The organism is Streptomyces sp. NPDC004721 (assembly GCF_053601495.1).
On sequence record NZ_JBSGBZ010000009.1, the window covers coordinates 113767 to 140040 of the forward strand.

24 protein-coding genes and 1 pseudogene are annotated in these 26274 nt (G+C 71.0%); 7 read left to right on the plus strand and 18 right to left on the minus strand.

The window, feature by feature from the left end; translation table 11 throughout:
- The first annotated feature begins 4 nt into the window (after positions 1-4).
- The 3 genes from ACWEK3_RS10720 (at position 5) to ACWEK3_RS10730 (ending at position 1649) form a co-directional block, all read left to right on the plus strand.
- On the plus strand, positions 5-418 hold the full coding sequence (locus ACWEK3_RS10720; RefSeq protein ID WP_055493648.1) for a roadblock/LC7 domain-containing protein: 414 nt from the start codon (positions 5-7) through the stop codon (positions 416-418).
- Between the two features lie 96 nt (positions 419-514).
- A complete protein-coding gene (locus tag ACWEK3_RS10725; RefSeq protein ID WP_376553909.1) occupies positions 515-1087 on the plus strand; it encodes a DUF742 domain-containing protein in 573 nt (190 codons plus the stop codon).
- Positions 1068-1649 carry a GTP-binding protein gene (locus ACWEK3_RS10730; RefSeq protein WP_361416314.1) on the plus strand — a complete coding sequence of 194 codons (582 nt, stop codon included), beginning with the start codon at positions 1068-1070 and terminating at the stop codon, positions 1647-1649. The genes ACWEK3_RS10725 and ACWEK3_RS10730 overlap by 20 nt, the downstream gene beginning before the upstream one ends.
- Positions 1650-1875: 226 nt before the next feature.
- Here ACWEK3_RS10730 and ACWEK3_RS10735 read toward each other — a convergent pair whose 3' ends face one another.
- From ACWEK3_RS10735 to ACWEK3_RS10745, 3 genes are all read right to left on the minus strand, one after another.
- Complete coding sequence (locus ACWEK3_RS10735) at positions 1876-2073, minus strand: acyl-CoA carboxylase subunit epsilon (protein ID WP_225079617.1); 198 nt, start codon at positions 2071-2073, stop codon at positions 1876-1878.
- 57 nt (positions 2074-2130) lie between these two features.
- Entirely contained in the window at positions 2131-3714 is a 1584-nt protein-coding gene (locus ACWEK3_RS10740; RefSeq protein WP_390723592.1) for an acyl-CoA carboxylase subunit beta, read from the minus strand.
- A gap of 276 nt (positions 3715-3990) precedes the next feature.
- Positions 3991-4515 carry a hypothetical protein gene (locus ACWEK3_RS10745; RefSeq protein WP_390873636.1) on the minus strand — a complete coding sequence of 175 codons (525 nt, stop codon included), beginning with the start codon at positions 4513-4515 and terminating at the stop codon, positions 3991-3993.
- 260 nt (positions 4516-4775) lie between these two features.
- On the opposite strand from ACWEK3_RS10745, the gene ACWEK3_RS10750 reads away from it, so the two are divergent.
- Complete coding sequence (locus ACWEK3_RS10750; RefSeq protein WP_390723590.1) at positions 4776-5387, plus strand: YceI family protein; 612 nt, start codon at positions 4776-4778, stop codon at positions 5385-5387.
- Positions 5388-5394: 7 nt separating this feature from the next.
- On the opposite strand, the gene ACWEK3_RS10755 is transcribed toward ACWEK3_RS10750, so the two are convergent.
- Both ACWEK3_RS10755 and ACWEK3_RS10760 read right to left on the minus strand, forming a co-directional pair.
- Positions 5395-6867 (minus strand): hypothetical protein, encoded by a 1473-nt coding sequence (locus ACWEK3_RS10755; protein WP_453249503.1) that lies wholly within the window; start codon positions 6865-6867, stop codon positions 5395-5397.
- Between the two features lie 104 nt (positions 6868-6971).
- Positions 6972-7363, minus strand: a pseudogene (locus ACWEK3_RS10760) (glycosyl hydrolase); the annotation flags it as partial.
- Positions 7364-7765: 402 nt separating this feature from the next.
- Here ACWEK3_RS10760 and ACWEK3_RS10765 point away from each other — a divergent pair.
- Together ACWEK3_RS10765 and ACWEK3_RS10770 are read left to right on the plus strand one after the other, a co-directional pair.
- A complete protein-coding gene (locus tag ACWEK3_RS10765; protein WP_453249504.1) occupies positions 7766-9664 on the plus strand; it encodes a ricin-type beta-trefoil lectin domain protein in 1899 nt (632 codons plus the stop codon).
- A gap of 131 nt (positions 9665-9795) precedes the next feature.
- Positions 9796-10401, plus strand: coding sequence for a GPP34 family phosphoprotein (locus ACWEK3_RS10770; RefSeq protein ID WP_450544170.1), 606 nt, complete (start codon positions 9796-9798; stop codon positions 10399-10401).
- Between the two features lie 33 nt (positions 10402-10434).
- Here the strand turns inward: ACWEK3_RS10770 and ACWEK3_RS10775 are convergent, their stop codons facing one another.
- The 9 genes from ACWEK3_RS10775 to ureA form a co-directional block, all read right to left on the minus strand.
- Positions 10435-10821, minus strand: a complete 387-nt coding sequence (locus tag ACWEK3_RS10775; RefSeq protein WP_453249505.1) for a VOC family protein — start codon at positions 10819-10821, stop codon at positions 10435-10437.
- 95 nt (positions 10822-10916) lie between these two features.
- Positions 10917-12521: a citramalate synthase gene (gene cimA, locus ACWEK3_RS10780; protein WP_453249506.1), complete on the minus strand. Its 1605-nt coding sequence runs from the start codon at positions 12519-12521 to the stop codon at positions 10917-10919.
- Between the two features lie 285 nt (positions 12522-12806).
- Positions 12807-14108 (minus strand): MFS transporter, encoded by a 1302-nt coding sequence (locus tag ACWEK3_RS10785; RefSeq protein ID WP_453249507.1) that lies wholly within the window; start codon positions 14106-14108, stop codon positions 12807-12809.
- Between the two features lie 59 nt (positions 14109-14167).
- On the minus strand, positions 14168-15253 hold the full coding sequence (locus tag ACWEK3_RS10790) for a TolB family protein (protein ID WP_453249508.1): 1086 nt from the start codon (positions 15251-15253) through the stop codon (positions 14168-14170).
- Positions 15254-15368: 115 nt separating this feature from the next.
- A complete protein-coding gene (locus ACWEK3_RS10795; protein WP_453249509.1) occupies positions 15369-15995 on the minus strand; it encodes a TetR/AcrR family transcriptional regulator in 627 nt (208 codons plus the stop codon).
- A complete protein-coding gene (locus tag ACWEK3_RS10800; RefSeq protein WP_453249510.1) occupies positions 15992-16486 on the minus strand; it encodes a hypothetical protein in 495 nt (164 codons plus the stop codon). The genes ACWEK3_RS10795 and ACWEK3_RS10800 overlap by 4 nt, the downstream gene beginning before the upstream one ends.
- A 9-nt stretch (positions 16487-16495) precedes the next feature.
- The gene (locus tag ACWEK3_RS10805) at positions 16496-17560 is read right to left on the minus strand and encodes an agmatine deiminase family protein (RefSeq protein WP_453249511.1); all 1065 of its coding nucleotides are present in this window, start codon (positions 17558-17560) and stop codon (positions 16496-16498) included.
- Between the two features lie 29 nt (positions 17561-17589).
- Positions 17590-19278 (minus strand): urease subunit alpha, encoded by a 1689-nt coding sequence (locus tag ACWEK3_RS10810; protein ID WP_365422070.1) that lies wholly within the window; start codon positions 19276-19278, stop codon positions 17590-17592.
- Positions 19275-19958, minus strand: coding sequence for an urease subunit gamma (ureA, locus tag ACWEK3_RS10815; protein WP_450544155.1), 684 nt, complete (start codon positions 19956-19958; stop codon positions 19275-19277). Before ureA ends, ACWEK3_RS10810 begins: the two co-directional genes overlap by 4 nt.
- A gap of 142 nt (positions 19959-20100) precedes the next feature.
- Between ureA and ACWEK3_RS10820 the strand changes: the two genes are divergently transcribed.
- Positions 20101-21537 (plus strand): cytosine permease, encoded by a 1437-nt coding sequence (locus ACWEK3_RS10820; protein ID WP_450544153.1) that lies wholly within the window; start codon positions 20101-20103, stop codon positions 21535-21537.
- A 139-nt stretch (positions 21538-21676) separates the two neighbouring features.
- Here the strand turns inward: ACWEK3_RS10820 and ACWEK3_RS10825 are convergent, their stop codons facing one another.
- The 4 genes from ACWEK3_RS10825 to pruA form a co-directional block, all read right to left on the minus strand.
- A complete protein-coding gene (locus ACWEK3_RS10825; RefSeq protein WP_390723579.1) occupies positions 21677-22765 on the minus strand; it encodes a branched-chain amino acid aminotransferase in 1089 nt (362 codons plus the stop codon).
- Between the two features lie 251 nt (positions 22766-23016).
- A complete protein-coding gene (locus ACWEK3_RS10830; protein ID WP_450544151.1) occupies positions 23017-24060 on the minus strand; it encodes a 3-isopropylmalate dehydrogenase in 1044 nt (347 codons plus the stop codon).
- A 77-nt stretch (positions 24061-24137) separates the two neighbouring features.
- The gene (locus ACWEK3_RS10835) at positions 24138-24269 is read right to left on the minus strand and encodes a hypothetical protein (protein ID WP_141358068.1); all 132 of its coding nucleotides are present in this window, start codon (positions 24267-24269) and stop codon (positions 24138-24140) included.
- Positions 24270-24630: 361 nt separating this feature from the next.
- Complete coding sequence (gene pruA / locus ACWEK3_RS10840) at positions 24631-26271, minus strand: L-glutamate gamma-semialdehyde dehydrogenase (RefSeq protein WP_453249512.1); 1641 nt, start codon at positions 26269-26271, stop codon at positions 24631-24633.
- Positions 26272-26274 lie beyond the last annotated feature (3 nt).

Consider the following 26274-nt stretch of genomic DNA (forward strand, 5'->3'; position numbering starts at 1 on the left):
CCCGATGAGCCAGGCGGCACAGAACCTGAACTGGTTGATCACCAACTTCGTGGACAACACCCCCGGGGTGTCCCACACCGTGGTGGTCTCCGCCGACGGACTCCTTCTGGCGATGTCCGAAGGCTTCCCCCGCGACCGCGCCGACCAGCTCGCGGCCGTCGCCTCTGGTCTGACCTCGCTGACCGCCGGTGCCTCGCGCATCTTCGAGGGCGGCAGCGTGAACCAGACGGTTGTGGAGATGGAGCGGGGATTCCTCTTCATCATGTCCATTTCCGACGGTTCTTCGCTCGCGGTCCTCGCACACCCTGATGCGGACATCGGCCTCATCGGGTACGAGATGGCCCTTCTGGTGGACCGTGCGGGCACGGTCCTGACGCCGGATCTCCGTGCGGAACTCCAGGGGAGCCTTCTCAACTAACAGACAGCCGGTGCGTTTTGGCGTCCCGGGGCCGTAAGGTTTCGGGACGCGGCTTCCACCCGTTGGATGCCCGGCACAGTCGGAGGAGGAGAGAACGTGGCAACACCCCCAGGCGGTTCGTCTTCGGGTAACTGGTCGTATGGCCCTGCCCAGGGCCCGAACGACGGTTCGGCGAATCCGTACGGCTTCCCCTCCACCCCCCACCACCGGCAGCCATACGCGCCGCAGGGACCCGGTCCGTCACCGTACGACCAGCCGCCCGCGCCGCGCATCCAGCCGGTCCAGCCCCAGCGACGCACCCCTGAACCGGCGCCCGCGGGGGCGTCGAACAACCCCCTGGTGCGCCCGTACGCCATGACGGGCGGCCGCACCAGGCCGCGGTACCAGCTCGCCATAGAGGCGCTGGTGCACACCACCGCGCAGCCGCACCAGATGCAGGGCCAGCTGCCCGAACATCAGCGGATCTGCCATCTGTGCCGCGAGATCAAATCGGTGGCCGAGATCTCGGCCCTGCTTTCGATCCCTCTCGGCGTGGCCAGGATCCTCGTCGCCGACTTGGCGGAGGCGGGCCTGGTCGCCATCCATCAGCCCGGCGGCAACGAGAACGCCGGTGGCCAGCCAGACGTGACACTGCTCGAAAGGGTGCTCAGTGGACTTCGCAAGCTCTAGCGGCGGTCCTTCCCGCTCCACCACCTCCGCGAAGATTGTGGTGGCGGGCGGCTTCGGCGTGGGCAAGACCACGTTCGTCGGCGCTGTCTCGGAGATCAACCCGCTGCGCACGGAGGCCGTGATGACGTCCGCTTCGGCGGGCATCGACGACCTCACCCACACCGGGGACAAGACCACCACCACGGTGGCCATGGACTTCGGCCGCATCACGCTCGACCAGGACCTGATCCTCTACCTGTTCGGCACCCCCGGTCAGGACCGCTTCTGGTTCATGTGGGACGACCTCGTCCGCGGCGCCATCGGCGCCGTCGTACTCGTCGACACCCGCAGGCTCGCCGACTGCTTCCCCGCCGTCGACTACTTCGAGAACAGCGGACTGCCCTTCGTCATCGCCCTCAACGGCTTCGACGGCCAGCAGCCCTACACCCCCGACGAGGTCCGCGAAGCACTCCAGATCGGCCCCGACGCACCCATCATCATCACCGACGCCCGCCACCGCGCCGACGCCAAATCCACCCTCATCACCCTGGTGGAACACGCCCTCATGGCCCGGCTCCGCTAGTGCTGCGACCGGAAAGGTTCACCGGCTCGCGACGCCCGGCAAACTTTTCCGGCCACAGCACCAGCACTCGGGACGAACAAGCAGGCGGCCCTCCCTCATGGGAAGGGCCGCCTGCTTTCTTGCCGGCCCAAGTGGCTCGACCACAGCACGAGTACGACGGAAGAGGGCCCCTCCCAGCGGAGGGGCCCTCTTCCGTCGTGGGCGGCCGGCTCGACCGGCGGCCGGTCTAGCCGTGCCAGCTGTGCGGGGCGCGGAAGCCGTTCTCGCGCTCCAGGCGGCGCCAGCCGGCCTTGGCGCGACCGCGGTGGGCCGGGGTCGTGTCGGCGGGGCGGGCCGCGGCGCGGGCCAGGAGGATGGCCGTGATGGCGGCGACCTCCTCGGGCTCGGCGTGGCCCTTCTCGACGCGGATGTCTACGTTGTCCATGGGTGTCAGTCTCCGTGGCTGAGGGGTCCGCGGGATGACCGCGGCGAGTCCGCTGGGTTACTGCGGGGGGTTGCCGTGCTTGCGGGAGGGCAGGTCGGCGTGCTTCGCGTGCAGCATCGCCAGGGACTTGACCAGGACCTCGCGGGTGTCCGCCGGGTCGATGACGTCATCCACCAGACCGCGCTCGGCCGCGTAGTAGGGGTGCATCAGCTCGGCCTTGTACTCCTTGACCATCTTCTGCCGCATGGCCTCGGGGTCCTCGGCCCCGGCGATCTGGCGGCGGAAGATGACGTTGGCCGCGCCCTCGGCGCCCATCACGGCGATCTCGTTCGTCGGCCAGGCGTAGGTGAGGTCGGCCCCGATCGACTGGCTGTCCATGACGATGTAGGCACCTCCGTACGCCTTGCGCAGGATCAGCGAGATCCTCGGCACGGTGGCGTTGCAGTAGGCGTAGAGCAGCTTGGCGCCGTGCCTGATGATTCCACCGTGCTCCTGATCGACGCCGGGCAGGAAGCCGGGTACGTCCAAAAGAGTGACGATGGGGATGTTGAAGGCGTCGCACATCTGCACGAAGCGGGCGGCCTTCTCGCTGGCCTCGATGTCCAGGACACCCGCCAGGACCTGGGGCTGGTTGGCGATGATGCCGACGACCTGACCGTCCAGACGGCCCAGCGCGCAGATGATGTTCCGCGCCCAGCGCTCGTGGACCTCCAGGTACTCGCCGTCGTCGACGATCTCCTCGATGACCTTGACCATGTCGTAGGGCCGGTTGCCGTCGGCCGGGACCAGGTCGAGCAGGACCTCGGAGCGGCGGTCGACCGGGTCGGCCGACTCCACCCGCGGCGGGTTCTCCCGGTTGTTCTGCGGGAGCAGGGACAGGAGGTAGCGCACCTCGGCGATGCACGTCTCCTCGTCGTCGTAGGCGAAGTGGCACACACCGGAGGTCTCGGCGTGCACGTCCGCGCCGCCCAGGCCGTTCTGGGTGATCTCCTCGCCGGTGACCGCCTTGACCACGTCCGGGCCGGTGATGAACATCTGCGAGGTCTCGCGGACCATGAAAACGAAGTCCGTGAGCGCGGGGCTGTAGGCGGCGCCGCCGGCGCACGGGCCGAGCATCACGCTGATCTGCGGGATGACCCCGGAGGCCTTGGTGTTGCGCTGGAAGATGCCGCCGTAGCCGGCCAGGGCGGAGACGCCCTCCTGGATCCGGGCGCCGGCGCCGTCGTTGAGGGAGACCAGCGGGGCACCGGCCGCGATGGCCATGTCCATGATCTTGTGGATCTTCTTGGCGTGGGCCTCGCCCAGCGCGCCGCCGAAGATGCGGAAGTCGTGGGCGTAGACGAAGACCGTCCGGCCCTCCACCGTGCCCCAGCCGGTGATCACACCGTCGGTGTACGGCTTCTTGGCCTCGAGACCGAACCCGCTCGCCCGGTGCCGGCGCAGCTGCTCGACCTCCTGGAAGGAGTCCGGGTCCAGGAGCAGTTCGATCCGCTCCCGCGCGGTCAGCTTGCCCTTGGCGTGCTGTGCCGCGGTCGCCTTCTCGCTGGGGCCCGCCACCGCCTGCGCACGGATCCCGTGCAGCTCGGCGACCCGCCCGCGCGCGTCCGCCGGATCACCCGTCGTCTCTTCCAAAACGGTCATGTAGCGACCTTACGAAGGACACCTGGGAAACCGGGCCGTTGACTCCGTACAGTCTCCGACCCGTTTTCCTGGTGCCACTGAACAGAACCATGGCGGCTTGCAGCCCTTCCAACTGTTCAGAGGGCTTCCGCGTTGTGGGGATGCCACAAAGTCACGGCATGGGAGTCTGCTCACATTCGGATCGGGCACATGCCCTCGCTGGAGTGACGCGCATACCCGGACGGCGGCGGGCTCGCACAGAGCGTAGCCGCCGTCCGGGGGTGTGACGGCGGCGGGTCAGCAGCCGCCGCAGTTGTAGTACAGGACGTCCCAGTGGTTGCCCTCGTCGGCGTAGATGTTGCCGGAGCCCGACTGGTACTGGGGGGCGCCGTCGCCGCGCAGGCCGATGTAGGCGAAGTAGTTCTTGATGTAGTTGGTCACGCAGGTGTTCTTGCCGTAGTCGAGCTTGTAGCCGTTCCAGTGGGAGTAGGTGCCGGAGGCGTGACCGGTCTCGGTGCCGCCGGTGATGTTGAGGGCGCAGCCGCTGGCCCGCTTGAGGGTCTGGGCCCCCTGTGCGGTGGCGAGGTTGAGCTGGTCGAAGGACGTGCAGGTCGAGACGTTGCGGTTGGAGCAGTTGCCGGACGAGGACCAGGTGATGCCCACGTCGCGGAACATCTGGGTGGCGGTGGCGTGGCTGATCTTGGTGGCGGCGGAGGCGTCGGTGGCCGTGCCGATGACCGCGACGCCGGGGGCGACGACCAGGGCGAGGGCGGTGACTGCCGCGCGGACCTTGGTGAGCTTGCTGACCTTCGTGGTCTTCATTGGGGAACCTTTCCTGCTGTCGGCCGTGCATCCTGTGGGGCGGCTGTGCAGGTGGTGCAGGGAGATAGTGCCCGAGGTCTACGCGCGTCCGCCAGAGGGCGTAAACGATTACCATGCGCGATCCGGCAAACACGTGCCGGATGATGTTGAAAGTCGAACGGAATAGGTCTACGGTCGTACTCGTTCACCTCGTTGAATCTTCAACTTACTCGGCGCTCTGTCTCCGCGCCGAGCGACCCACCGTCCCCAAGGAGCACCTCATGGGCATCTTCGGCCGCAAGAACGACACCGCCGCCACCACCACCGCCGCCCCGGCCGCCGTGAACCCGGACCTGGCCGCGCTCACCGGCGACTACACGATCGACCCGTCCCACTCCACGCTCGGCTTCGTCGCGCGGCACGCCATGGTCACGAACGTCAAGGGCAAGTTCAACGACTTCACCGGCAGCCTGCACCTGGACGGCACCGACCCCGCCGCTTCCACCGCGTCCATCGACGTCAAGATGGAGAGCATCGACACGGGCTCCGCGGACCGCGACGGCCACCTGAAGAGCGCGGACTTCTTCAAGACCGAGGAGTTCCCGCAGATGACCTTCCGCTCCACCAAGGCGGAGGCCGTGGGCGGCGACGACTACCGCATCACCGGCGACCTGACCATCCTCGGCGTGACCAAGCCGCTCACCATCGAGCTGGAGTTCAACGGCGCCGCCAAGGACCCGTTCGGCAACGAGCGCGTCGGCTTCGAGGGCAAGGCCGAGATCCTGCGCTCGGAGTGGGGCCTGACCTGGAACGCGGCCCTGGAGACCGGCGGCGTCCTGGTCTCCGACAAGATCAAGCTGAACTTCGACATCTCGGCCGTCAAGAACGCCTGAGCCGGGCTCAGAAGCCGCCCCCGAAGTCGCCGCCTCCCCCACCGAAGTCGCCTCCCCCTCCGTCGCCGAAGCCGCCGCTGAAGTCGCCCGGGTCGAAGTCCGCGCCCGACAGGTCGCCGCCCTGGTAGGCGCCGAAGTCGCCGTAGCCGGTGCCGTAGCCGGCCGCGTACGACGGGGTGGCCATCATGCTGCCGAGCAGCGTGCCGACCAGGAGGCCGGGCAGGAGGCCGCCGCCGAAGTAGCCGCCCGCCCAGGGACCGTACGCGGGGCCGGCGTCCCAGTAGGGGCGCCGGCCCCCGTCGGTATCGACCTCGCGGACGTGCGGGTCGCGGCCGTCGGCCAGGCGGGCCTGGTCGGCGGCGCACACCGGGACCTGACGGGGCGACCCGCCCGGGGGCGTCCAGGTGGCATCGGTCACCGAGGGACCGTGGCGCGGGTCGAAGAAGCAGGGCGGCCGGCGCTCGGGCAGCGGACGGCCCTCGCGGCGCGCGGCGAGCTGCGCGAGCGAGAACCGCCCGTCCTCCAGAGCCTGGGTCACCGCCCGCACGTCCTCCGGCCTGCGGGCGTCGACCATGTACTGCTTGGCCTGCTCGTAGGCGTCCAGCGCGCGCTCGTAGTCCGCGCGCATGGCGTCGTCCGCGCCGACCTCCGCGGGATGGAAGTCGAGGCGGTCCAGCTCCTCGCCGAAGGCGGTGATGTCCTCGTCGACGACGACCCGCAGTTTCTCCAGCGCGGCCCGCTGCTCCGCCTCCTGGCGGCTCCTGCCGCGCCGGACCAGGGCGTACGCACCCACACCGCCCGCCACCAGGACCGCGCCGGCGGTGATCAGCGCCGTGTTCGAGACCGTTCCGCCGTGCCCGGCGCCGCCCCAGGTGGAGGGCGCCCTGCCGCCCATGTTGGCCAGGGCGCGGTCGGTGAAGTCGGTGAGCTGGGTCCGGGGGCTCTCGCCCTGGACGCTGGTGACGAGATTGCTCACGGCGGTGCGCGACAGTACCGAGGAGTCGGCACGGGCGTCGAACCGGTCGCCGAGGCGGACGGCGTAGGCGCCGGTGATGCCGGTTGCCGTGCGCAGCTCGGTGAACAGGTTCCGCGTCGGGTAGTTCGCGGGCAGGACGACGATGAACAGGGGTTTTCCGGCGTCCTTGATCCGCCGGGTGAGCGCGGCGGCGTCGGCGGACGGCAGCTGGGCGGACGCGGCCGGGTCAACGTAGACCGGACCCTTGCGGAGCGCCTCGGCGATCGCGGAGACGCTGGTGGCCGCCGCGACCCGCGGCACGCCACCCGGCGCCGGCGCCCGGGGCACGCCGTCCGGCAGGACGTTCACGACCGGTGCGGCCACGGACCGGGTGGGCGCGGCCGCCGCCCCGGCGCCCGCGGGTCCCACCGCCGCGACGGAGGCCGGCACCGCGACGGCCGCCACGGCGGCGGCGAGGGTGAGCAGCGGGCGGAGAAGAACTCGGGCCGGGGTGACGACCTTCATGCTTCGAAGCTACCCGAAGGTGGACAAAACCGGTTCTTCAGACGGCGGCCGTGTACGGAGTGGGGGCGTCCAGCGCACCCGCGCGGGACGCCCCCACCAACCGGTCACGCGGCCGTGCAGGCCTTCGTGAGCTGTTCCACCGCCGCCCCGTACCGTCCGGTTACAGGCAGGTGATCCGCGTCGGCGAAGGGTTTCGCCAGCGCCGCGCTCATCCGCCCGTCCGCCTTCTGCTGGACGATCAGCCGGGCCTTGGTGACCAGTTCGCGGCCCACGGAGTCGGCGCCCACCCGCTCGGCCGCCCGTGCCGCGAGGCCGAGCGCCTTGAGCGTCGCCGTGCCGCCGGCCGGGACGCCGGTGAGCGTGGTCAGGCCCCAGCCGTAGGGGAACTGCGGGTCGTACGCCGTGTCGCCCACGTTGATCGGGAGCTGCTCCTGCGACTTCGGCCAGGTCACCGGAGCTGCCCGGTGAGGGGCCGGGTGCCGTAGAGCACGTCGGCGGGCTGTCCGGCGAAGGGCACCTCGCCCTCGAAGCGGTCGATGGACACGGGGGCGGGGACTGGGTCGTCGGCCGCGTGCGCCGACGCGAACGGGATCAGGGCGGCGAGCAGCCCGGCGGAGACGAGCAGGACGGTTCTTCGCATGGACGGGCCTTCCCTCGGCTCTGGGACTTCCCTGGACTCGTGATTCACTCACGACTTAGATCACGCCTTGAGTGAACTAGCGTCAGCCGGCTGCCGTCAAGACTTCACGCCGGACCAGGGACGGCCCCAACTCACAGCTGGATGCGTGCAGTTGTTGCTTCGGCTCCTGAACACGCACCCTCTTGACTCGGCCCCGAAGCCGTCATTTACTCACCGCTCGCACGCCCCTGTCCCCCACCTCACGAAGGGCGGCACCCGATGCACCCCTTTCCCGACAGACGCGGTTTTCCCGGCAGGCGCGGTCGTGCGCTGCGGCTGCTGCTCGCCGGACTGCTGTCCACGGCGGGCCTGACGGCCCTGGGCGCCCCGGCCGCGCAGGCGGCGGGCGAGCCCGTCACCGCCTGGCTGACCACGACCGACGACTCCGGCGGGCGCCACGTGGTGCGCGGCCTCGAACCGCAGACGCCGTTCGCCTTCCAGTCCGGCACCGGAGGCGGCGGTGAGAACATCACCGTCGACGAGAACACCCGCTACCAGACCTTCACCGGCGGCGGCGCCTCCTTCACCGACACCGCGGCCTGGCTGATGAACAGCAGCGGCGCGCTGTCGCAGGCGACCCGGGACGCGACCATGCGGAAGCTGTTCTCGCCCACGGACGGGATCGGGCTCTCCTTCCTGCGCAACCCGATGGGCGCCTCCGACCTGGCGCGCAACGGCTACACCTACGACGACGTGCCGGCCGGGCAGAGCGACCCGTCGCTCGCGAAGTTCTCCATCGCCCACGATCTGGCCGACGTGGTGCCGCTGACCCGGCAGGCGCTCCAGCTCAACCCGGCGCTCACGGTGATGGCCTCGCCCTGGACCGCGCCCGCCTGGATGAAGGACAGCGGGCAGCTGGGCGGCGGCTGGCTGAAGGCGGAAGACTACGGGGCGTACGCCGCGTACTTCGTGAAGTACCTCCAGGCCTACCGGGACCAGGGCGTCCCGGTCGCCTACGTGACCGCGCAGAACGAGCCCACCTGCTGCTCCGGCTACCCCTCGATGAGCTGGAACGCCAGCGGCCTGGCCTACTTCACCAAGAGCGAGCTGCTGCCCAAGCTCCGGTCCGCGGGCCTGTCCACCAAGGTGCTGGCGCACGACTGGAACTGGGACACCTACGACTCCTACGCCGCCCAGACGGTGGACGACGCGGCCGTCCGCGCGCACCCGAACTTCGGCGGTATCGCCTGGCACGGCTATGGCGGCAACGTCGCCCAGCAGACCACCGTGCACAACCGGTATCCGCAGCTGGACGCCTTCGGCACCGAGCACTCGGGCGGCACCTGGATCGGCCACCAGCAGCGCGAGGACATGCTCAACATCGTGGACTACACCCGGAACTGGGCGAAGTCGGTGACCAAGTGGTCGCTGGCGGTGGACCAGAACATGGGGCCGCACAACGGCGGTTGCGGCACCTGCACCGGGCTGGTCACGGTGCACAACGGCGACGGCCGGTCGGGGCAGGTCGACTACGCGGTCGAGTACTACGACATGGGGCACCTGACGAAGTTCGTACGGCCGGGCGCGCAGCGGATCGCGTCCACCGCCTCCTCGACGGTGCCCAACGTGGCCTGGCGCAACCCGGACGGCGGCAAGTCCCTGATCGCCTACAACGACGCCACCACCGCGAAGACCGTCACGATCAACTGGGGTTCGCAGCACGCCACCTACTCGCTGCCGGGCCGGACGTCGGCGACCTTCACCTGGTCCGGGACGCAGTCGGGCGGCGGGAGCCGGTCCGGCGCGTTCGTCGGGCTCGCGGGCAAGTGCCTGGACGTGGCGGGCGGTTCGACGGCGAACGGCACGGCGGTGCAGCTCTACGACTGCAACTCCAGCGCGGCCCAGCAGTGGACGGTCCAGCCGGACGGGTCGGTGCGGGCGCTGGGCAAGTGCCTGGACGTGGCGTCGGCGTCGACCGCCAACGGGGCGAAGGTGCAGCTCTACGACTGCAACGGCACCGGGGCCCAGCAGTGGTCGTACAACGCCTCGACCGGTGACGTGGTGAACCTCGCCGCCGACAAGTGCCTGGACGTGACCGACAACTCCTCGGCCAACGGGGCTCGGGCGCAGATCTGGTCGTGCACGGGTGCGGCGAACCAGAAGTGGCGGTTGCAGTAGGAACGCCCGGCCGGCCGGGAGCTCCCGGCCGGCCGGACACCGGTCGCGGCACCGGGCCGGCGGCTCCCCGCGGACGTATCGTCGGGGGTGTCCCCGTGCCCGACATGACCACCCCGACCAGGAGCGCCGGCATGACCACACCTCGGGACCTGTTGATCGTCAGCATGGACGTCCCGTCCGAGCGCCCCGTCGAGCAGGGCGATCTGTCGCTCGCGCTGGCGGGCGCCGAACTGGCCGACCTTCTCGCCGCCGGGGCCGCCGGCCTGGACGGCGACCGCGTCGTGCCGCTCCCCCGGCGGGACACCGGTGACCGCCTCCTGGACCAGGCGGCGGCGTCGCTCGACGACCGGCCGCCGTACGAGTCCGTCGCGGACTGGCTGTGGCGCCGCGGCGAGGGCCTGGCCGTGGCCTACATCGACGCTCTGGACGCGGAGGGGCAGCTCACCGGGCGGCGGCACCGCTGGATGCCCGCGCGCGGCGACCGGAAGGTGCCCGCCGACACACCGGCGCGGCGCGCGGCGGCCGAGCGCTGGTCCTCCCACGACCCCGTCATCGCGGGGCTCGCGGCCGCCGTGGGCATCGAGACCGAGCCGGGCGCCCCGCTCACCGCCCCGGACGACGACGCCCTGGTCACCGTGCTGGCCACCGTCAACGACGCGGTGACGGAGCTGGAGGCCGTACGGCAGCGGCGGCGCATCGAGAACGCGGCCTTCGACAACATCTGGCGCGCTCCCTGATACCCGCGCTCCCTGATACCGGGGGCAGGCCGGTCACCGCGTCGGCCGGCCGATGCCCAGCAGGTTCCCCTCGCTGTCCCGGAACCAGGCTCCGCGCTCCCCGCGTGCGCCCTTGCTCGGGTAGTTCCCCTCGACCTCGGCGATGCCGTCCCGGGTGCGGAACCCGGGCCTGTCGACCTCCTCGAAGACGACGCCGCGCCGCCGCGGCTCCGACACGGCCGCCTCGATGTCGTCGACCTCCCACGCCATCCGGGTGAACGTGCCGGGCGAGGCCCCGGTGGAGAGGAAGAGCACGAAGTACGTCTCCTCGCACCGGTACAGCAGCCCGCCCGGCCGTTCCTCGACGGGCCGCAGCCCCAGCTTGTCGGCGTAGAAGCGCCGGGCCCGGTCCAGGTCCCGGGCCGGGAGCCGGGTCGTCACACGTCCCCTCGCCAGAGAGCCGCCGGAGAGCCGATGTCGTCCGCGTCCATGTCTCCACTGTGCCGCAGCGGGCGGCGGGCCCGGGGTCCGTTCGGCTACTTCGCCGGTTCCACGCCCGCGCGCAGCAGGCCGTAGGTGTACGCGTCCTCCAGGGCCTGCCAGGAGGCCGCGATCACGTTGTCGGCCACGCCCACCGTGGACCACTCGCCCTGGCCGTCCGAGGTGGAGATCAGCACACGGGTGGTGGAGGAGGTGCCGTGCTTGCCCTCCAGGATGCGGACCTTGTAGTCGACCAGGCCGAGGGAGGCGAGCTCGGGGTAGATCTTCTCCAGGGCCACGCGCAGGGCGCGGTCGAGGGCGTTCACCGGGCCGTTGCCCTCGGCGGTGGCGACGATGCGCTCGCTCTTGGCCCACAGCTTCACCGTGGCCTCGTTGGCGTGGGTGCCGTCGGGGCGGTCCTCGACGATGGCCCGCCAGGACTCGACGTCGAAGTACGTCAGCGGCCTGCCCTCGGCCTCGGCGCGCAGCAGCAGTTCGAAGCTCGCGTCGGCCGCCTCGTAGGTGTAGCCCTTGAGCTCGCGCTCCTTGACCCGCTCGACCACGCGGCCGACCAGCTCGCGGTCGTCGCCGAGGTCGATGCCGAGTTCCTTGCCCTTGAGCTCGATGGAGGCGCGGCCGGCCATGTCGGAGACCAGCATGCGCATGGTGTTGCCGACCTGCTCGGGGTCGATGTGCTGGTAGAGGTCCGGGTCGACCTTGATGGCGGAGGCGTGCAGGCCGGCCTTGTGGGCGAAGGCGGAAACACCCACATAGGGCTGGTGGGTGGAGGGCGTGAGGTTGACGACCTCGGCGATGGCGTGCGAGATGCGGGTCATCTCGCGCAGCCGGCCGTCGGGCAGCACCCGCTTGCCGTACTTCAGCTCCAGGGCCGCGACCACCGGGAAGAGGTTGGCGTTGCCGACCCGCTCGCCGTAACCGTTGGCCGTGCACTGCACGTGGGTGGCGCCGGCGTCGACGGCCGCGAGGGTGTTGGCGACCGCGCAACCGGTGTCGTCCTGGGCGTGGATGCCGAGGCGGGCGCCGGTGTCCGCGAGGACGGTCGAGACAACCGCCTGGACCTGGGCGGGCAGCATGCCGCCGTTGGTGTCGCAGAGGATCACCACGTCCGCGCCGGCCTCCGCGGCGGTGCGGACAACAGCCTTGGCGTACTGGGGGTTGGCGCGGTAGCCGTCGAAGAAGTGCTCGCAGTCGACGAAGACCCGGCGGCCCTCGGCGCGCAGGTGGGAGACGGTGTCGCGGACCATCTCCAGGTTCTCCTCCAACGTGGTGCGCAGCGCCAGCTCCACATGCCGGTCGTGCGACTTGGCGACCAGGGTGATCACCTCGGCGCCGGAGGCCAGAAGCGCCCTGACCTGGGGATCGTCCGCCGCCTTGGCGCCGGCCCGGCGGGTCGCCCCGAAGGCGACGAGCTTGGCGTGCCGGAAGTCGATCTCCTGCATGGCGCGGGCGAAGAACTCGGTGTCGCGCGGGTTCGCGCCGGGCCAGCCACCCTCGATGAAGCCCACGCCGAAGTCGTCCAGGTGCCGAGCGATGGCCAGCTTGTCGGCGACCGTGAGGTTGATCCCCTCACGCTGGGCGCCGTCGCGCAGGGTGGTGTCGAAGACGTGGAACGAATCGTCGAGCTGGCTGGATGCGGTCATGGTCTCAAGGCTCCTGTTTGCAATCTCGGTCTTGCCGTCAATGACCGGCTCCACCGTCCCCCCAATAGTCCCTCGCGCAGCGGTCCCGGCTGTGGGTGGGCCAGGAAAACGAAAGACCCCTCGCGGGTGCGAGAGGTCTGCGCGCGGGTCGAGGACGACGATGGCCGCCCGTACCTGGTCGTACGTGGCGGTCACTGCGGACCGGCGCGCCTGCTGCCAATAATCATGGCGTACGAGAGCACGGAGGCAGTTTGGCACAGTCCCGCGCTCGTCGGACATCGCGTCTCAGGATGCGGGCGTCAGCCTGGACGTCTCCGCGGCCTCCACCCGCGTCAGATCCAGGTCCCTGGTCTCCCGCATGGCGATGTAGACCACGAGCGAGACGGCCGCGCAGGCCGCCACGTACCAGAAGAATCCGGACTCAGCGCCGGCGTTCTTGAACCACAGGGCGACGTACTCTGCGGTGCCGCCGAAGAGGGCGTTGGCGAGGGCGTAGGGCAGGGCCACGCCGAGCGCGCGCACGCCCGTGGGGAACAGTTCCGCCTTCACGCACGCGTTGATCGAGGTGTAGCCGGTGACCACGACCAGGGCGAGCAGGGACAGTCCGAGCGCCGGCCAGAAGCCGTCCGCGCGCCGCAGCAGGGTCATGATCGGCACGGTCAGGACCGTCGAGCCGACGGCGAAGGTGATCAGCAGCGGCCGGCGGCCGATCCGGTCGGACAGTCGCCCGGCGAGGGGCTGGAGGCAGGCGAAGACGATCAGCGCGGTGAAGGAGACGAGGGTCGCGGTCTGCTTGGGCAGGCCCGCGGAGTTGGCCAGGTACTTCGTCAGATACGTGGTGTACGTGTAGTACGCCACGGTACCGCCCATGGTCAGGGCGATCACCAGGAACGCCTCCCGCTTGTGCCGCCACAGCGCGCGCAGCGTGCCGCGCTCCTCGCCGCCGGTGGCGTCGGCCTCGTACACCTCGGTCTCCAGCATGCTGCGGCGCAGGTAGAAGACCACGGCCGCGCCGAGCGCGCCGACCACGAACGGGATGCGCCACCCGTAGCTGTGCAGGGCCTCGTCGGACATGGTGCGCTGGAGCAGGATCTGCAGGCCCAGGCCGAGGATCTGGCCGGCGGTCATGGACACGTACTGGAAGCTGGAGGCGAAGCCGCGGTGGCGCGGGGCGGAGGCCTCGGTGAGGTAGGTGGCGCTGGCCGCGTACTCGCCGCCCACGGACAGTCCTTGGAGCAGGCGTGCGGCGAGCAGGACCAGGGCGCCGCCGTAGCCGGCGACGGCGTAGGTCGGTGCCACGGCGATGAGGACGGCGGACGCCGACATGAGGGTGACGGTCAGGGTCAGGGCCGCCTTGCGGCCCCTGCGGTCGCCGACCCTGCCGAGCAGCCAGCCGCCGACCGGGCGCATGAAGAAGCCGACGGCGAAGATGCCCGCGGTGTTCATGAGCTGGGCGGTCGGGTTCCCGTCCGGGAAGAAGGCCCCGGCGAAGTAGGTGGCGAAGCTGGCGTAGACGAACCAGTCGTACCACTCCACCATGTTTCCGGCCGAGCCGATCCAGATCTTCTTCCAGTGCTGTCGTCCCATGAGCCGTCACTGCCCCGGCCGGGCGGTGGGAACGCGCCGGAATCGGCCAAACGGAGCGGTCAGTTCAGGCGTCGTACGAAGACGTCCGGGACGCCGTTGGTGTCGTGCGGCACCAGGTCGGCGGCCGGGGAGGAGAAGACGACGGCGTGGCCGTTGCGGTCGAGTGCGCGGGGGAGGGCGGTGGCGCCCGCCGGGGCCACCGGGTGCCGCCTGCCGGACGGCAGGGCGAGCAGGTAGAGTCCGCCGTCGCCGGACAGCAGCACGTGCCGCAGCGAGCCGTCGGCGGCGACCGCCGCGGTGCCGGCCGCCTGCCGGACGCGTCCGGTGCGCAGGTCCTGGAGGTACGCGGTGGTCGTCCCCTCGGCCGCCGCGGCGTTGAACAGGGCGCGGCGGCCGTCGTCGGAGAGCCGGACGAGCGTGGCCGAGAAGCCGCTGCCGATGTCGGACTCGTGTCCGTCGCGGACGACGTGGATCCGCCCCTCGGTGCCCTGGCCCGTGCGGGCCGCCACGCTGTAGGCGACCGTGCGGCCGTCGGCGCTGAGCCAGGCGTCGCGGATCAGGCCCTCGGGCGGCAGCGGCGAGACCTGCCGGTCGGTTCCGGTGTCCAGGTCGCGGACGAGGAGCACGCGTGCGTAGTCGTCGCCGTGGCGGTTGCCGAGGGTGTACGCCACGTGCCGGCCGTCGGCGCTGATCGCGACGGCGGTGCCCAGCTCGTAGGAGGTGTCCTGCGGCGGCTCCTCGGGCCACAGCAGCTCCGTGCGTCCCGTGACCCGGTCGTACACGTACGGCTTGGGGTAGCGGTTGCCGTTGGAGTAGGCGACGTAGCGGCCGTCGCCGCTGAGCATCGGTCCCGTGGTGTAGATCAGGTCCTCCGGGACCTGGGTGAGCCTGCCGGTGCGCAGGTCCTTGAGGTACAGGCGGGTGTCGATGCCGCCCTCGGGGTCCGCCGAGGAGAAGACGGCGTACCGGCCGTCGCCGCTGATGACGCCGCCGCCCGACGCCGCGGTCAGCTCGCTCCCGTCGGTGGCGGTGCTGATCCGCTCGACGCGGGGCGCAGGGGGCGCGGCGACGGCGGCCGGGCCGAGCGCGAGCAGCAGGGCCGCCGCCGATACGGTGCCGGAGACTCTGCGGACGTGTGCGGCCATCGCCATGGTTCCCCCCGAACCCGGTCCCCCGGTCCCGCACCGAGGACTCCCCGGAGTCAAACGCACCGGCCGGTCCGCGGCAATGCGCCGGTATACGTACAACCCCTGCGGCTGGTCAGACGTCCGCGAGCCCCGGCCGGTTCAGCGCGTCGTCGAGGAAGTCCCTTACATGGCATATGACTTGGGACCGGTCGGTGCCGCGCAGCCCGATCGCCACGTGGATGGAGAAGCCGTCGAGGAGAGCGCGCAGCCGGGCCGCGAAGCGGTCCGCGTCGACCGGGTGGAACTCGCCGCGCGAGACGCCCTCGGCGACCAGCGCGGCCAGGTCCCGGTGCCAGGCGCCCTCGATGGCGGCCTGCCGGTCGCGGGCGTCCTCGCCGGCGTTCAGCGAGCGGTTCCAGACCTCCAGCCACAGCGTCCAGTGCGGGTCGCGGTGACCGTCCGGCACGTACAGGTCGACGTAGGCGTCGAGGCGTTCGCGGACCGGGGCGGCACGGGTGAGCAGCCGGCCTCGCTCGGCCCCGAGCCGGCTCTCGCTCCACTCCAGCGTCTGCAGCAGCAGTTCGTCCTTGGAGCGGAAGTAGTACAGCAGATGGCCGCTGCTCATCCCGACCTCGCGGCCGAGCGCCGCCATGGTGAGCTGCTCCAGACCGCGCTCGGCGATCATCTCCATGGCGGCGGCGAGGACCTCCTCGCGCGGCGGCGCGGGGGTACGCCTGCGGGGCGCCGGGGCGGTGCTCATGCCGGCACCGTCCGTACGGCGCCGGGCAGGAAGTGGGTCTCGTAGGGGCCGTAGCACTCGCCGAACAGCGTCGCCACCACCGCTCCGCACCCGCCGCACACCTGGTTCGGGCCCTCCTGTCCGGTGGCCCCGCAGCACCCGTACCCCTGGCAGGCGGGGTTGTACGACAGGAAACCGGCCGTGTCCTCGGGGCCGACCACCAGGGTGTCGCGCGGCCCGGCCGACATCAGGCATCCCGGACCGTCCGGGTCTCCCACGCACACGCCGGGGACGGCGGCCCCCGCCCACTCCGGGTCCGGGTGCGGCACGAACGGCGCCCCGCACGGCTCGGGATCCACGGCGTACGTGCCCGGCAGCACGGTCGGCGGGGCGTGCCGCGAGCCGTCCGGGTTCTTCCGGCCGTCGTACTCCGGGCGGGGCGCCAGTTCGGGCAGCGGACGCAGCGGTTGGGTGAGGTGTCGGGCGCAGGCCGCGCAGACCAGTACGTTCACTCGTACGTTCTACCTGACTGCCCGCCGACTGACGACCGACTTCGGCTGCTGCTGGGTGATGCAGTGGATGCCACCGCCGCCGGCGAAGATGGCGCGGGCGTCGACCGGGGTCACCGTGCGGTCGGGGAAGAGCCGGCGGAAGATGCCGGCCGCCTGCTCGTCGCGCGGGTCGTCGAAGGCGCACAGGACGACGCCGCCGTTGCAGAGGTAGTGGTTGATGTAGGAGTAGTCGGCCCAGTGCCCGTCGGCCTCCAGGACGGTGGGGGCGGGGACTTCGACGACCTCCAAGGGGCGGCCGTCGGCGTCGGTGGCCGACTTCAGGATGCCGATGATCTCCTTGGTGACCTCGTGGTCGGGGTGGGCCGGGTCCGGCTGGTGGTGGGCGACGACGACGCCGGGGCGGGCGAAGGCGGCCACGATGTCGACGTGGCCGAGGGTGCCGTAGCCGTAGGGAGGGTAGTCGCCGGTCAGGCCGCGCGGCAGCCAGATCGCCTTGCGGGTGCCGAGGTGGGCGTGGATCTCCGCCTCGACCTGCTCCTTCGTCCAGTGCGGGTTGCGCTCGGGGCCGAGCTGCACGGTCTCGGTCAGCAGGACCGTGCCCTCGCCGTCGACGTGGATCCCGCCGCCCTCGTTGACGAGCGGGGAGGCGTACGTCTTCGCGCCCGCGAGGTCCGAGACATACGCGGCGATCTTCGCGTCGTGCTCCCAGCGTGCCCAGTCCTGGGCCCCCCAGCCGTTGAACGTCCAGTCGACGGCGGCGAGTCGACCCGCGCCGTCGGTCAGGAAGGTGGGGCCGATGTCGCGCATCCAGGCGTCGTCCAGATCGCGTTCGACGGTGTCGACGCCGTCGCCCAGGAGGGTGCGGGCCTCGGCCGACTGGCCGGGGCCGCAGACCACCGTCACCGGCTCGAAGCGGCGCACGGCACGGGCCACCGAGGCCCAGGCGGCGCGGGAGGCGGCGACATCGTCGGGGGTATCGAAGGTCGGGTTGGGACCCGGCCACGCCATCCAGGTGCGCTCGTGCGGCGCCCACTCGGCGGGCATGCGGAAGCCGTCGACGGCGGGGGTGTTCATGTCGGGGGTCCTCGCAGAGGTCACGGAGGTCACAGGAAGTACAGGCGGTTGAGGGAGACCGAGTCGGCGGGCTCGGAGCGGATCGGGTCGCCGTCCAGGGTGACCAGGCCGGTGCGCTGGTCGACGTCGACGGATCCGGTACGGGAGTTCAGGCGCAGGTCGGCGGGGCCGATACCGCGGGTGCCGCGCACGGCGACCCGGCGCCGCCGGGTGGGCATCGTGTCGTGGCCCTGGTCCACGGCGGCCTGGGCGACGAACGCGACCGAGATCTCGGCCGGGGTGGCGCCGTGCGCGCCGAACTGCGGTCCCAGCACGAGGGGTTCGCAGGTGTCGGTGGCCGCGTTGGGATCGCCCACCACGCCGTACGCGGGAAAGCCCGACTTCAGGACGAGTTGCGGCTTGGCGCCGAAGAACTCGGGCCGCCACAGCACGATGTCGGCCAGCTTCCCGGTCTCGATCGAGCCGACCTCGTGGGAGAGGCCGTGCGCGATGGACGGGTTGATCGTCAGCTTGGCGATGTAGCGCAGGACGCGCGCGTTGTCGTCGTCCGGGCCGTCCCCGTCGACCGGGCCCAGCTCGGCCTTCATCTTCCCGGCCATGGCGAAGGTGCGGCGCACGGTCTCGCCGGCCCGGCCCATGCCCTGGGCGTCGGAGGAGGTGATGCCGATCGCGCCCAGGTCGTGCAGCACGTCCTCGGCGCCCATGGTCCCGGCGCGGATGCGGTCGCGGGCCATGGCGGCGTCGCCGGGCAGGTCGGTCTTGAGGTCGTGGACGGAGACGATCATCCCGTAGTGCTCGGCGACCGCGTCCCGGCCGAAGGGCAGGGTGGGGTTGGTGGAGGAGCCGATGACGTTCGGGACCCCGGCCATCTTCAGCACGTTGGGGACGTGTCCGCCGCCGCAGCCCTCGATGTGGAAGGCGTGGATCGTGCGGCCCTCCAGGACGCGCAGAGTGTCCTCGACCGACAGGCACTCGTTCAGTCCGTCGCTGTGCAGGGCGACTTGTACGTCGTGCTCCTCGGCGACCCGCAGGGCGGTGTCGAGGGCGCGGGTGTGGGCGCCCATGTCCTCGTGCACCTTGAAGCCCAGGGCGCCGCCCTCGGCCAGCGCCTCGACGAGCGGGGCCGGGTGCGAGGACGAACCGCGGCCCAGGAAGCCGATGTTGACCGGCCAGGCGTCGAAGGCGCCGAACGCGTGCCGCAGCGCCCACGGCGAGTTGACGCCGACGCCCCACACCGGCCCGAACTCCTGGCCGATGATGGTGGTCACGCCGGAGGCGAGCGAGGCCTCCATGATGCGCGGCGACAGCAGGTGCACATGGGTGTCGACGGCGCCGGCGGTGGCGATCAGCCCCTCGCCGGACACGATCGTGGTGCCGGTGCCGACGACGACGTCGACGCCGTCGAGGGTGTCGGGGTTCCCGGCCCGCCCGATGGAGTGGATCCGGCCCTCGCGGATTCCTATGGAGACCTTGCGGATGCCCTGCACGGCATCGATGACGACGACGTTGCTGATCACCACGTCGCAGGTCTCGCGGACCGCCGCCGCCTTGAGGTGCAGTCCGTCCCGTGCGGTCTTGCCGAAGCCGGCGAGGAACTCGTCGCCGTACTCCTGCGCGTCGGACTCGACCCGGACCACAAGGCCGGAATCGCCGAGGCGGACGCGGTCGCCGGCCCGCGGGCCGTGGGTGGCCGCGTACGCGTACGGGTCGATGCTCATCGGTCGGCTCCCAGGTATCCGCAGGCGGCGGCCCGGCGCAGGGCCTCTTCCTTTGCCCCGGGCGCGTCCAGGGGCCCGTCGACGAGGCCGGCGAAGCCGATCGCGATCCGCTCGCCGCCGATCGGCACGAGGCCGACCTCAGCGCTCTCGCCCGGCCCGAACCGCACGGACGATCCGGCGGGCACCGCGAGCCGCATGCCGTAGGCCCGTTCACGCGGGAAGTCGAGGCGCGGGTTGGCCTCGAAGAAGTGGAAGTGCGAGGTGACGGAGACCGGCACGGCCGCGGTGTTGGTGACCGTGAGCCGTACGGCCGCCTCCGGCTCGGCGTGCTCCGGTCCCGGCAGCAGCGCGCCCGGGCCCAAGTCGCCCAGCCCGCCCCCGGCGATCGGGTCGGAGACCACCGCGAGCCGTGAGCCGTCGTCGAAGACGGCCTCGACGTGGACCTCGGTGACCACGTCCGCCACGCCGGGCAGGACGTCGTCCGGGCCGAGCACCGTGCGGGCGCGTTCGATCGCCTCGGCGAGCCGGGCGCCGTCGCGGGCTGCCTCGCACACCGTGTCGGCGATCAGGGCGGTGGCCTCCGGCACGTTGAGCCTCAGGCCGCGGGCCCTGCGGGCGCGGGCCAGTTCGGCGGCGGTGAACAGCAGCAGCCGGTCGCGCTCGGTGGGGGTCAGTCTCACGCCGCGGCACCTCCTTGATCGCCAAATTAGAACAACACTCTAAACGTGAAATTCGCAGAAAGGAACCGTTGACGGGTGAGCGATTCAACCGTCACATTGAACGTCGCTCTAACTCTCAGGCGGCCGTCGAAGGAGACCTGCCATGCCGATAGAACAGCGCGGAGTCGACACCATCCCCGAGGAGGAACGGACCAGTGGTCCGCGCGATCTGGTGTCGATCCTGCTGGGCTCCAATCTGTGTCTCGGCGTGATCATCTTCGGCTGGCTGCCGCCGTCGTTCGGGCTCGGCTGGTGGGCCTCGGTCAGCTCGATCGTGGTGGGCACGGTGGTCGGCACGCTGTTCACGGCCCCGCTGGCGCTGGTCTCCCTGCGCACCGGCACCAACCTGTCGACCTCCTCCGGTGCCCAGTTCGGCGTGCGCGGCCGGCTGGTCGGCTCGGTGGTCGGGCTGCTGCTCGCCCTCGGCTACACCGCCCTGACCGTGTGGATCGGCGGCGACGTGATGGTCTCCGTCCTGCACCGGCTGTTCGGACTGATGCCGAGCGCGGCCTCGTACGGCGTCGTCTACACCCTGCTCGCCGCGGCGACCGTCACGGGCGCGGTGTACGGCTACCGGGTGCTGCTCGCCATGTCCCGCGTGCTCGCGATCGGCATGACCGCCCTGCTGATCCTCGGCGTGATCGCCTACGCCCCGCACTTCACCACCGCCGCGCTGCCGGAGGCCGGCGGCTATCTGCTGGGCGGCTTCTGGCCGACCTGGTTCCTCGCGACGGTGGCCGCGGGACTGTCCGGACCGATCGCCTTCATCACCCTCCTCGGCGACTACACCCGCTACATCTCCCCCACCCGGTACTCCTCCCGCCGGGTGCTGCACGCCACCTGGCTCGGCCTGATCCTCGGCCTGCTGGTCCCGCAGCTGTTCGGCACCTTCACGGCCTACGGCGCCCGCGCCGCCCTCGACTACGCCGGGCCGCTGGTGGACGCCTCCCCCACCTGGTACCTGGTCCCGCTGCTGCTGTCCGCCTCGGCGGGCTCGGTCGGCAACGCGGGTCTGATGCTGTACTCGATGGGCCTCGACCTGGACGCCATCCTGCCGCGCGCCTCCCGCGCCCGCGCCACCTACACGGTCGCCGTCGTCGCCACGGCCTGCGTCTTCGCCGGCCACTTCGCCTGGGACGCGCAGTCGGCGATGACCTCCTTCGTCCTCCTGCTCACCGCGATCGGCACCCCGTGGGCGGTCATCACCCTCATCGGCTTCGCCCGCTGCCGCGGGGTGTACGACGCGGACGCCCTCCAGGTCTTCAACCGGCGCTCCCGGGGCGGCGTCTACTGGTACCGGTCCGGCTGGAACATCCAGGCGACCATCTCCTGGGCGGTGGGCGCCGGCGTCGGCCTGCTGGCGGTGTCCCTGCCGTCGTACGAGGGACCGCTGCTGTCCCTGACCGGCGGCGTGGACTGCAGCTTCCTGCTGTCGGGAGCCGTCGGCGGCCTGGTCTACCTGCTGCTCGCCCCGCGGCCCCAGCCGACGGCCCGCCTCGAGGCCGCGAAGGAACCGGCCCACGCCGACATCGGGGTCTAGGCCCTGTCGGAAGAGAGCGGGAAGCACACCGCCAACGGCCGTTCCCCGCCCGCCGGTTCGCGAAGCCGGCGAACGGCGGACGGGGAACGGGGAGGCGGGAAGCGGGCGGCGGCCGGTGAGGCGAAGGCCGGGCGGGCGATTACGCCAGCGCGTGCATCCAGCCGTGCTTGTCCTCGGTGACGCCGCGCTGGATGTCCAGCAGGGCCTGGCGGAGCTTCATCGTGACCTCGCCGGGCTCGCCGCCCGACTGCTTCCACTCGGCGCCCGTGCGCTTGACGGTGCCGACCGGGGTGATGACGGCGGCCGTGCCGCAGGCGAAGACCTCCGTCAGCGTGCCGTTCTCCGAGTCGCGCTGCCACTGGTCGATGGAGACGCGGGCCTCCTCGGACTCGTAGCCGAGATCGCGGGCGACCGTCAGCAGCGAGTCACGGGTGACGCCCTCCAGGATCGAACCGCTCAGGGACGGAGTGACGATCTTGTCGCCGTACACGAAGTACAGGTTCATGCCGCCGAGTTCCTCGACCCACTTGTGCTCCACGGCGTCGAGGTAGCAGACCTGGTCGCAGCCCTCGGCGGCGGCCTCGGCCTGGGCGAGCAGGGAGGCCGCGTAGTTGCCGCCCGTCTTGGCGTCGCCCATGCCTCCGGGGACGGCGCGGACGCGGTCCTCGGAGGCCCAGATGGAGACGGGCTTCACACCGCCCGGGAAGTACGCGCCCGCCGGGGAGGCGATCACGAGGAACAGGTACTCGTTGGCGGGCTTGACGCCCAGCCCGACCTCGGTGGCGATCATGAACGGGCGCAGGTACAGGGACTCCTCGCCGCCGTGCGCCGGGACCCACGCCTTGTCCTGCCGGACCAGGACGTCGCAGGCCTCGATGAACGTCTCGACGGGCAGCTCGGGCATGGCCAGGCGGCGGGAGGACGCCTGGAAGCGCCTGGCGTTCTTCTCCGGGCGGAACGTGGCGACCGAGCCGTCGGGCCGGCGGTAGGCCTTCAGGCCTTCGAAGATCTCCTGCGCGTAGTGCAGGACGTGCGTGGCGGGGTCGAGCGAGATCGGCGCGTACGGAACGAGCTGGCCGTCGTGCCAGCCCCGGCCCTCCGTCCACCTGATCGTCACCATGTGGTCGGTGAAGTGGCGGCCGAATCCGGGGTTGGCCAGGATCGCCTCCCGCTCCGCATCGGAGAGCGGGTTGGCCGAAGGCTTGAGCTCGATCGTGGGCGTCGTCATGAGTGAGTGTCCTTCACCGAGTTTGTTGTGACAGGCCGCGCTCACGCCCGTACGCCGGATGGCCTGTGCTAGGACGTCCGAGCATTCCCTCATACCGCGGCTCCGCGTTCGATTATCGCGCGGAGCCGACGGTGGAAGAAAACGGGGTGAATGCGGCCCAGGGACTGATGGTGGCACCCGACGGCGGACAGGGGGAAGCCGCCGGGCGCGGATGCGACCCGACGGCTTCGAAGTTTCGAGAGGCGGCCGGGTCAGCCCGCTACTCGTACGCGGAGCGCGTCGCCGATCTCGGCGGTGGTGCGCGCGGGCAGCGCGCCGCGCTCCGCGAGGTCGGCGGAGACGGCGTCCTCGATCCGGGCCGCCTCGGACTCGTAGCCGAGGTGGCGCAGCAGCAGGGCGACGGACAGGACCGTGGCGGTGGGGTCGGCCTTGCCCTGACCTGCGATGTCCGGGGCCGAGCCGTGGACCGGCTCGAACATGGACGGGAAGTCGCCGCTCGGGTTGATGTTGCCGGAGGCGGCGACGCCGATGCCGCCGGAGACGGCCGCGGCAAGGTCGGTGATGATGTCGCCGAAGAGGTTGTCGGTGACGATGACGTCGAACCGCTCGGGCTGGGTCACCAGGTAGATGGTGGCCGCGTCGACGTGGATGTACTCGGTGGCGACCTCGGGGTACTCCTCGGCCACCTCGTTGAAGATGTTCGTCCACAGGTGGCCCGCGAAGGTCAGCACGTTGTTCTTGTGGACCAGCGTGAGCTTCTTGCGCGGACGGGCCTGGGCGCGGGCGAAGGCGTCGCGGACCACGCGCTCGACACCGAAGGCCGTGTTGACGGAGACCTCGGTGGCGACCTCGTGCTCGGTGCCCTTGCGGATGGTGCCGCCGTTGCCCGTGTACGGGCCCTCGGTGCCCTCGCGGACGACGACGAAGTCGATCTGCGGGTCGCCGGCCAGCGGGGTGGCCACTCCGGGCAGGAGCTTGCTGGGGCGCAGGTTGACGTGGTGGTCGAAGGCGAAGCGGAGCTTGAGCAGGAAGCCGCGCTCCAGGACGCCGGAGGGCACCGACGGGTCGCCGATGGCGCCGAGCAGGATGGCGTCGTGCCGCCCCAGCTGCTCCAGGTCGGCGTCGGTGAGGGTCTCCCCGGTGGCGTGGTAGCGCCGGGCGCCGAAGTCGTACTCCTTGGTCTCCAGCTTCACATCCTGCGGTAGGGCGGCGGACAGGACCTTCAGGCCCTCGGCCACGACTTCCTGGCCGATTCCGTCACCGGGGATCACTGCGAGATCGATGCTGCGAGACATGCCGGCACCCTACTCCTCGTCCCATGAGTTGACATGGAGCGTCCGCGATCCGGACACCCCGGGGAGACTCCGGGACCTCAGTGACCCGTCTGGCCGCCGTTGTCGCGGCGGTCGAGGGCGCGCTGGAGGGCGGCGGCGGCGTTCTTGCGGTCGGATTCGCTGGTGCGCGGGATGTGGCGGACGCGGCGGCGGACGGTCGTCTCGGGCATGGGAATCGACTCCTTCGAGCAGCACGGAGTACGGAAAAGAAGACTGACGAGACTCCCCCACTGCCTAATGGGCGTGGGCGGCACCCCCGGAAGGGGCGGAAAGCCTGCCGCAGGGGTGACCTGCACGGGCCCGGCTCACGACCGCCATTCGCTGGATCAAGCGAGACGCTCGGTTCCTACAAAACTAAGTGAGGACCGGGCGCCTGTCTCCACAATTACTCGGACTTCCTACTATCTGAGACGGTGGATTGGGCCATGCCCCTCTGACCTGGGCTTTTTCCTCTGACCCGAATGGCTCCGCCCCCGGTCCGGAGGGGTGCTTCCGGAGCGGGGGCGGGGTTCAGGGGGTACCGCGCGGGCGTCAGCCCATGTGCGGGTAGGAGTAGTCGGTCGGCGCGACCAGGGTCTCCTTGATGGCGCGGGTCAGGGTCCAACGCATCAGGTTCTGCGGGGCGCCGGCCTTGTCGTTGGTGCCGGAGGCGCGGCCGCCGCCGAAGGGCTGCTGGCCGACCACGGCGCCGGTCGACTTGTCGTTGATGTAGAAGTTGCCGGCCGCGTAGCGCAGCTTCTCCATCGTGTACGCCGCGGCGGCGCGGTCGCCGGCGATGACCGAGCCGGTCAGGGCGTAGTCCGACACCGACTCCATCTGGGTCAGCATCTCGTCGTACTTCTCGGCCGAGCTGTCGTCGTAGACGTACACCGCGAGGATCGGGCCGAAGTACTCGGTCGTGAAGACCTCGTTCTCCGGGTCGGTGCACTCGATGACGGTCGGGCGGACGAAGTAGCCGACCGAGTCGTCGTAGGTGCCGCCCGCGACGATCGTGCAGGACGGGTCCTCCTGGGCCCGGTCGATCGCCGCCTTGTTCTTCGCGAAGGAGCGGTCGTCGATGACCGCGCCGATGAAGTGCGACAGGTCGGTGACGTCACCCATGGTCAGGGAGTCGACCTCGGCGGTGAACTCCTCCTTGAAGCCGGAGTTCCAGATCGACGCCGGGATGTAGGCGCGGGAGGTGGCGCTGCACTTCTGGCCCTGGTACTCGAAGGCACCGCGGGTCAGCGCGGTCTTCAGCACCGCGCGATCGGCCGACGGGTGGGCCACCACGAAGTCCTTGCCGCCGGTCTCACCGACCAGGCGCGGGTAGGCGCGGTACTTCTCGATGTTGTTGCCGACCGTCTTCCACAGGTACTGGAAGGTCTTGGTCGAACCGGTGAAGTGGATGCCGGCCAGGTCGCGGTGGTTCAGGGCGACCTCGGAGACCTCGATGCCGTCACCGGTGACGAGGTTGATGACGCCCTTGGGCAGGCCCGCCTCCTCCAGCAGCTGCATGAGCAGCACGGCGGCGTGCGTCTGGGTCGGGGACGGCTTCCAGATCACCACGTTGCCCATGAGGGCCGGCGCGGTGGGCAGGTTGGCCGCGATCGCCGAGAAGTTGAACGGCGTGATCGCGTAGACGAAGCCCTCCAGCGGACGGTGGTCCATGCGGTTCCACACGCCCGGGGAGTTGGCCGGGGGCTGCTCGGCGAGGATCTGGCGGGCGTAGTGGACGTTGAAGCGCCAGAAGTCCACCAGCTCGCAGGGGCTGTCGATCTCGGCCTGCTGCGCGGTCTTGGACTGACCGAGCATCGTGGAGGCGGCGATCGTCTCGCGCCACGGGCCGGACAGCAGCTCGGCGGCGCGCAGGATGATCGCGGCGCGGTCGTCGAAGGACATCGCGCGCCAGGCCGGGGCCGCGGCCAGGGCGGCGTCGATCGCGTCCTGGGCGTCGGCCTTCGTGGCGTTGCGGTAGGTGCCGATGACGGCCTTGTGGTTGTGCGGCTGGACGACCTCGGAGGACTCGCCCCCGCCCATGCGCTGGACACCGTCGATGGTGCAGGGCAGGTCGATCGGGTTCTCGGCCAGCTCCTTGAGCTTGGCCTCCAGGCGGGCGCGCTCGGGCGAGCCGGGGGCGTAGCCGTGCACCGGCTCGTTGACGGGCGTGGGGACCTGGGTCACAGCGTCCATGGG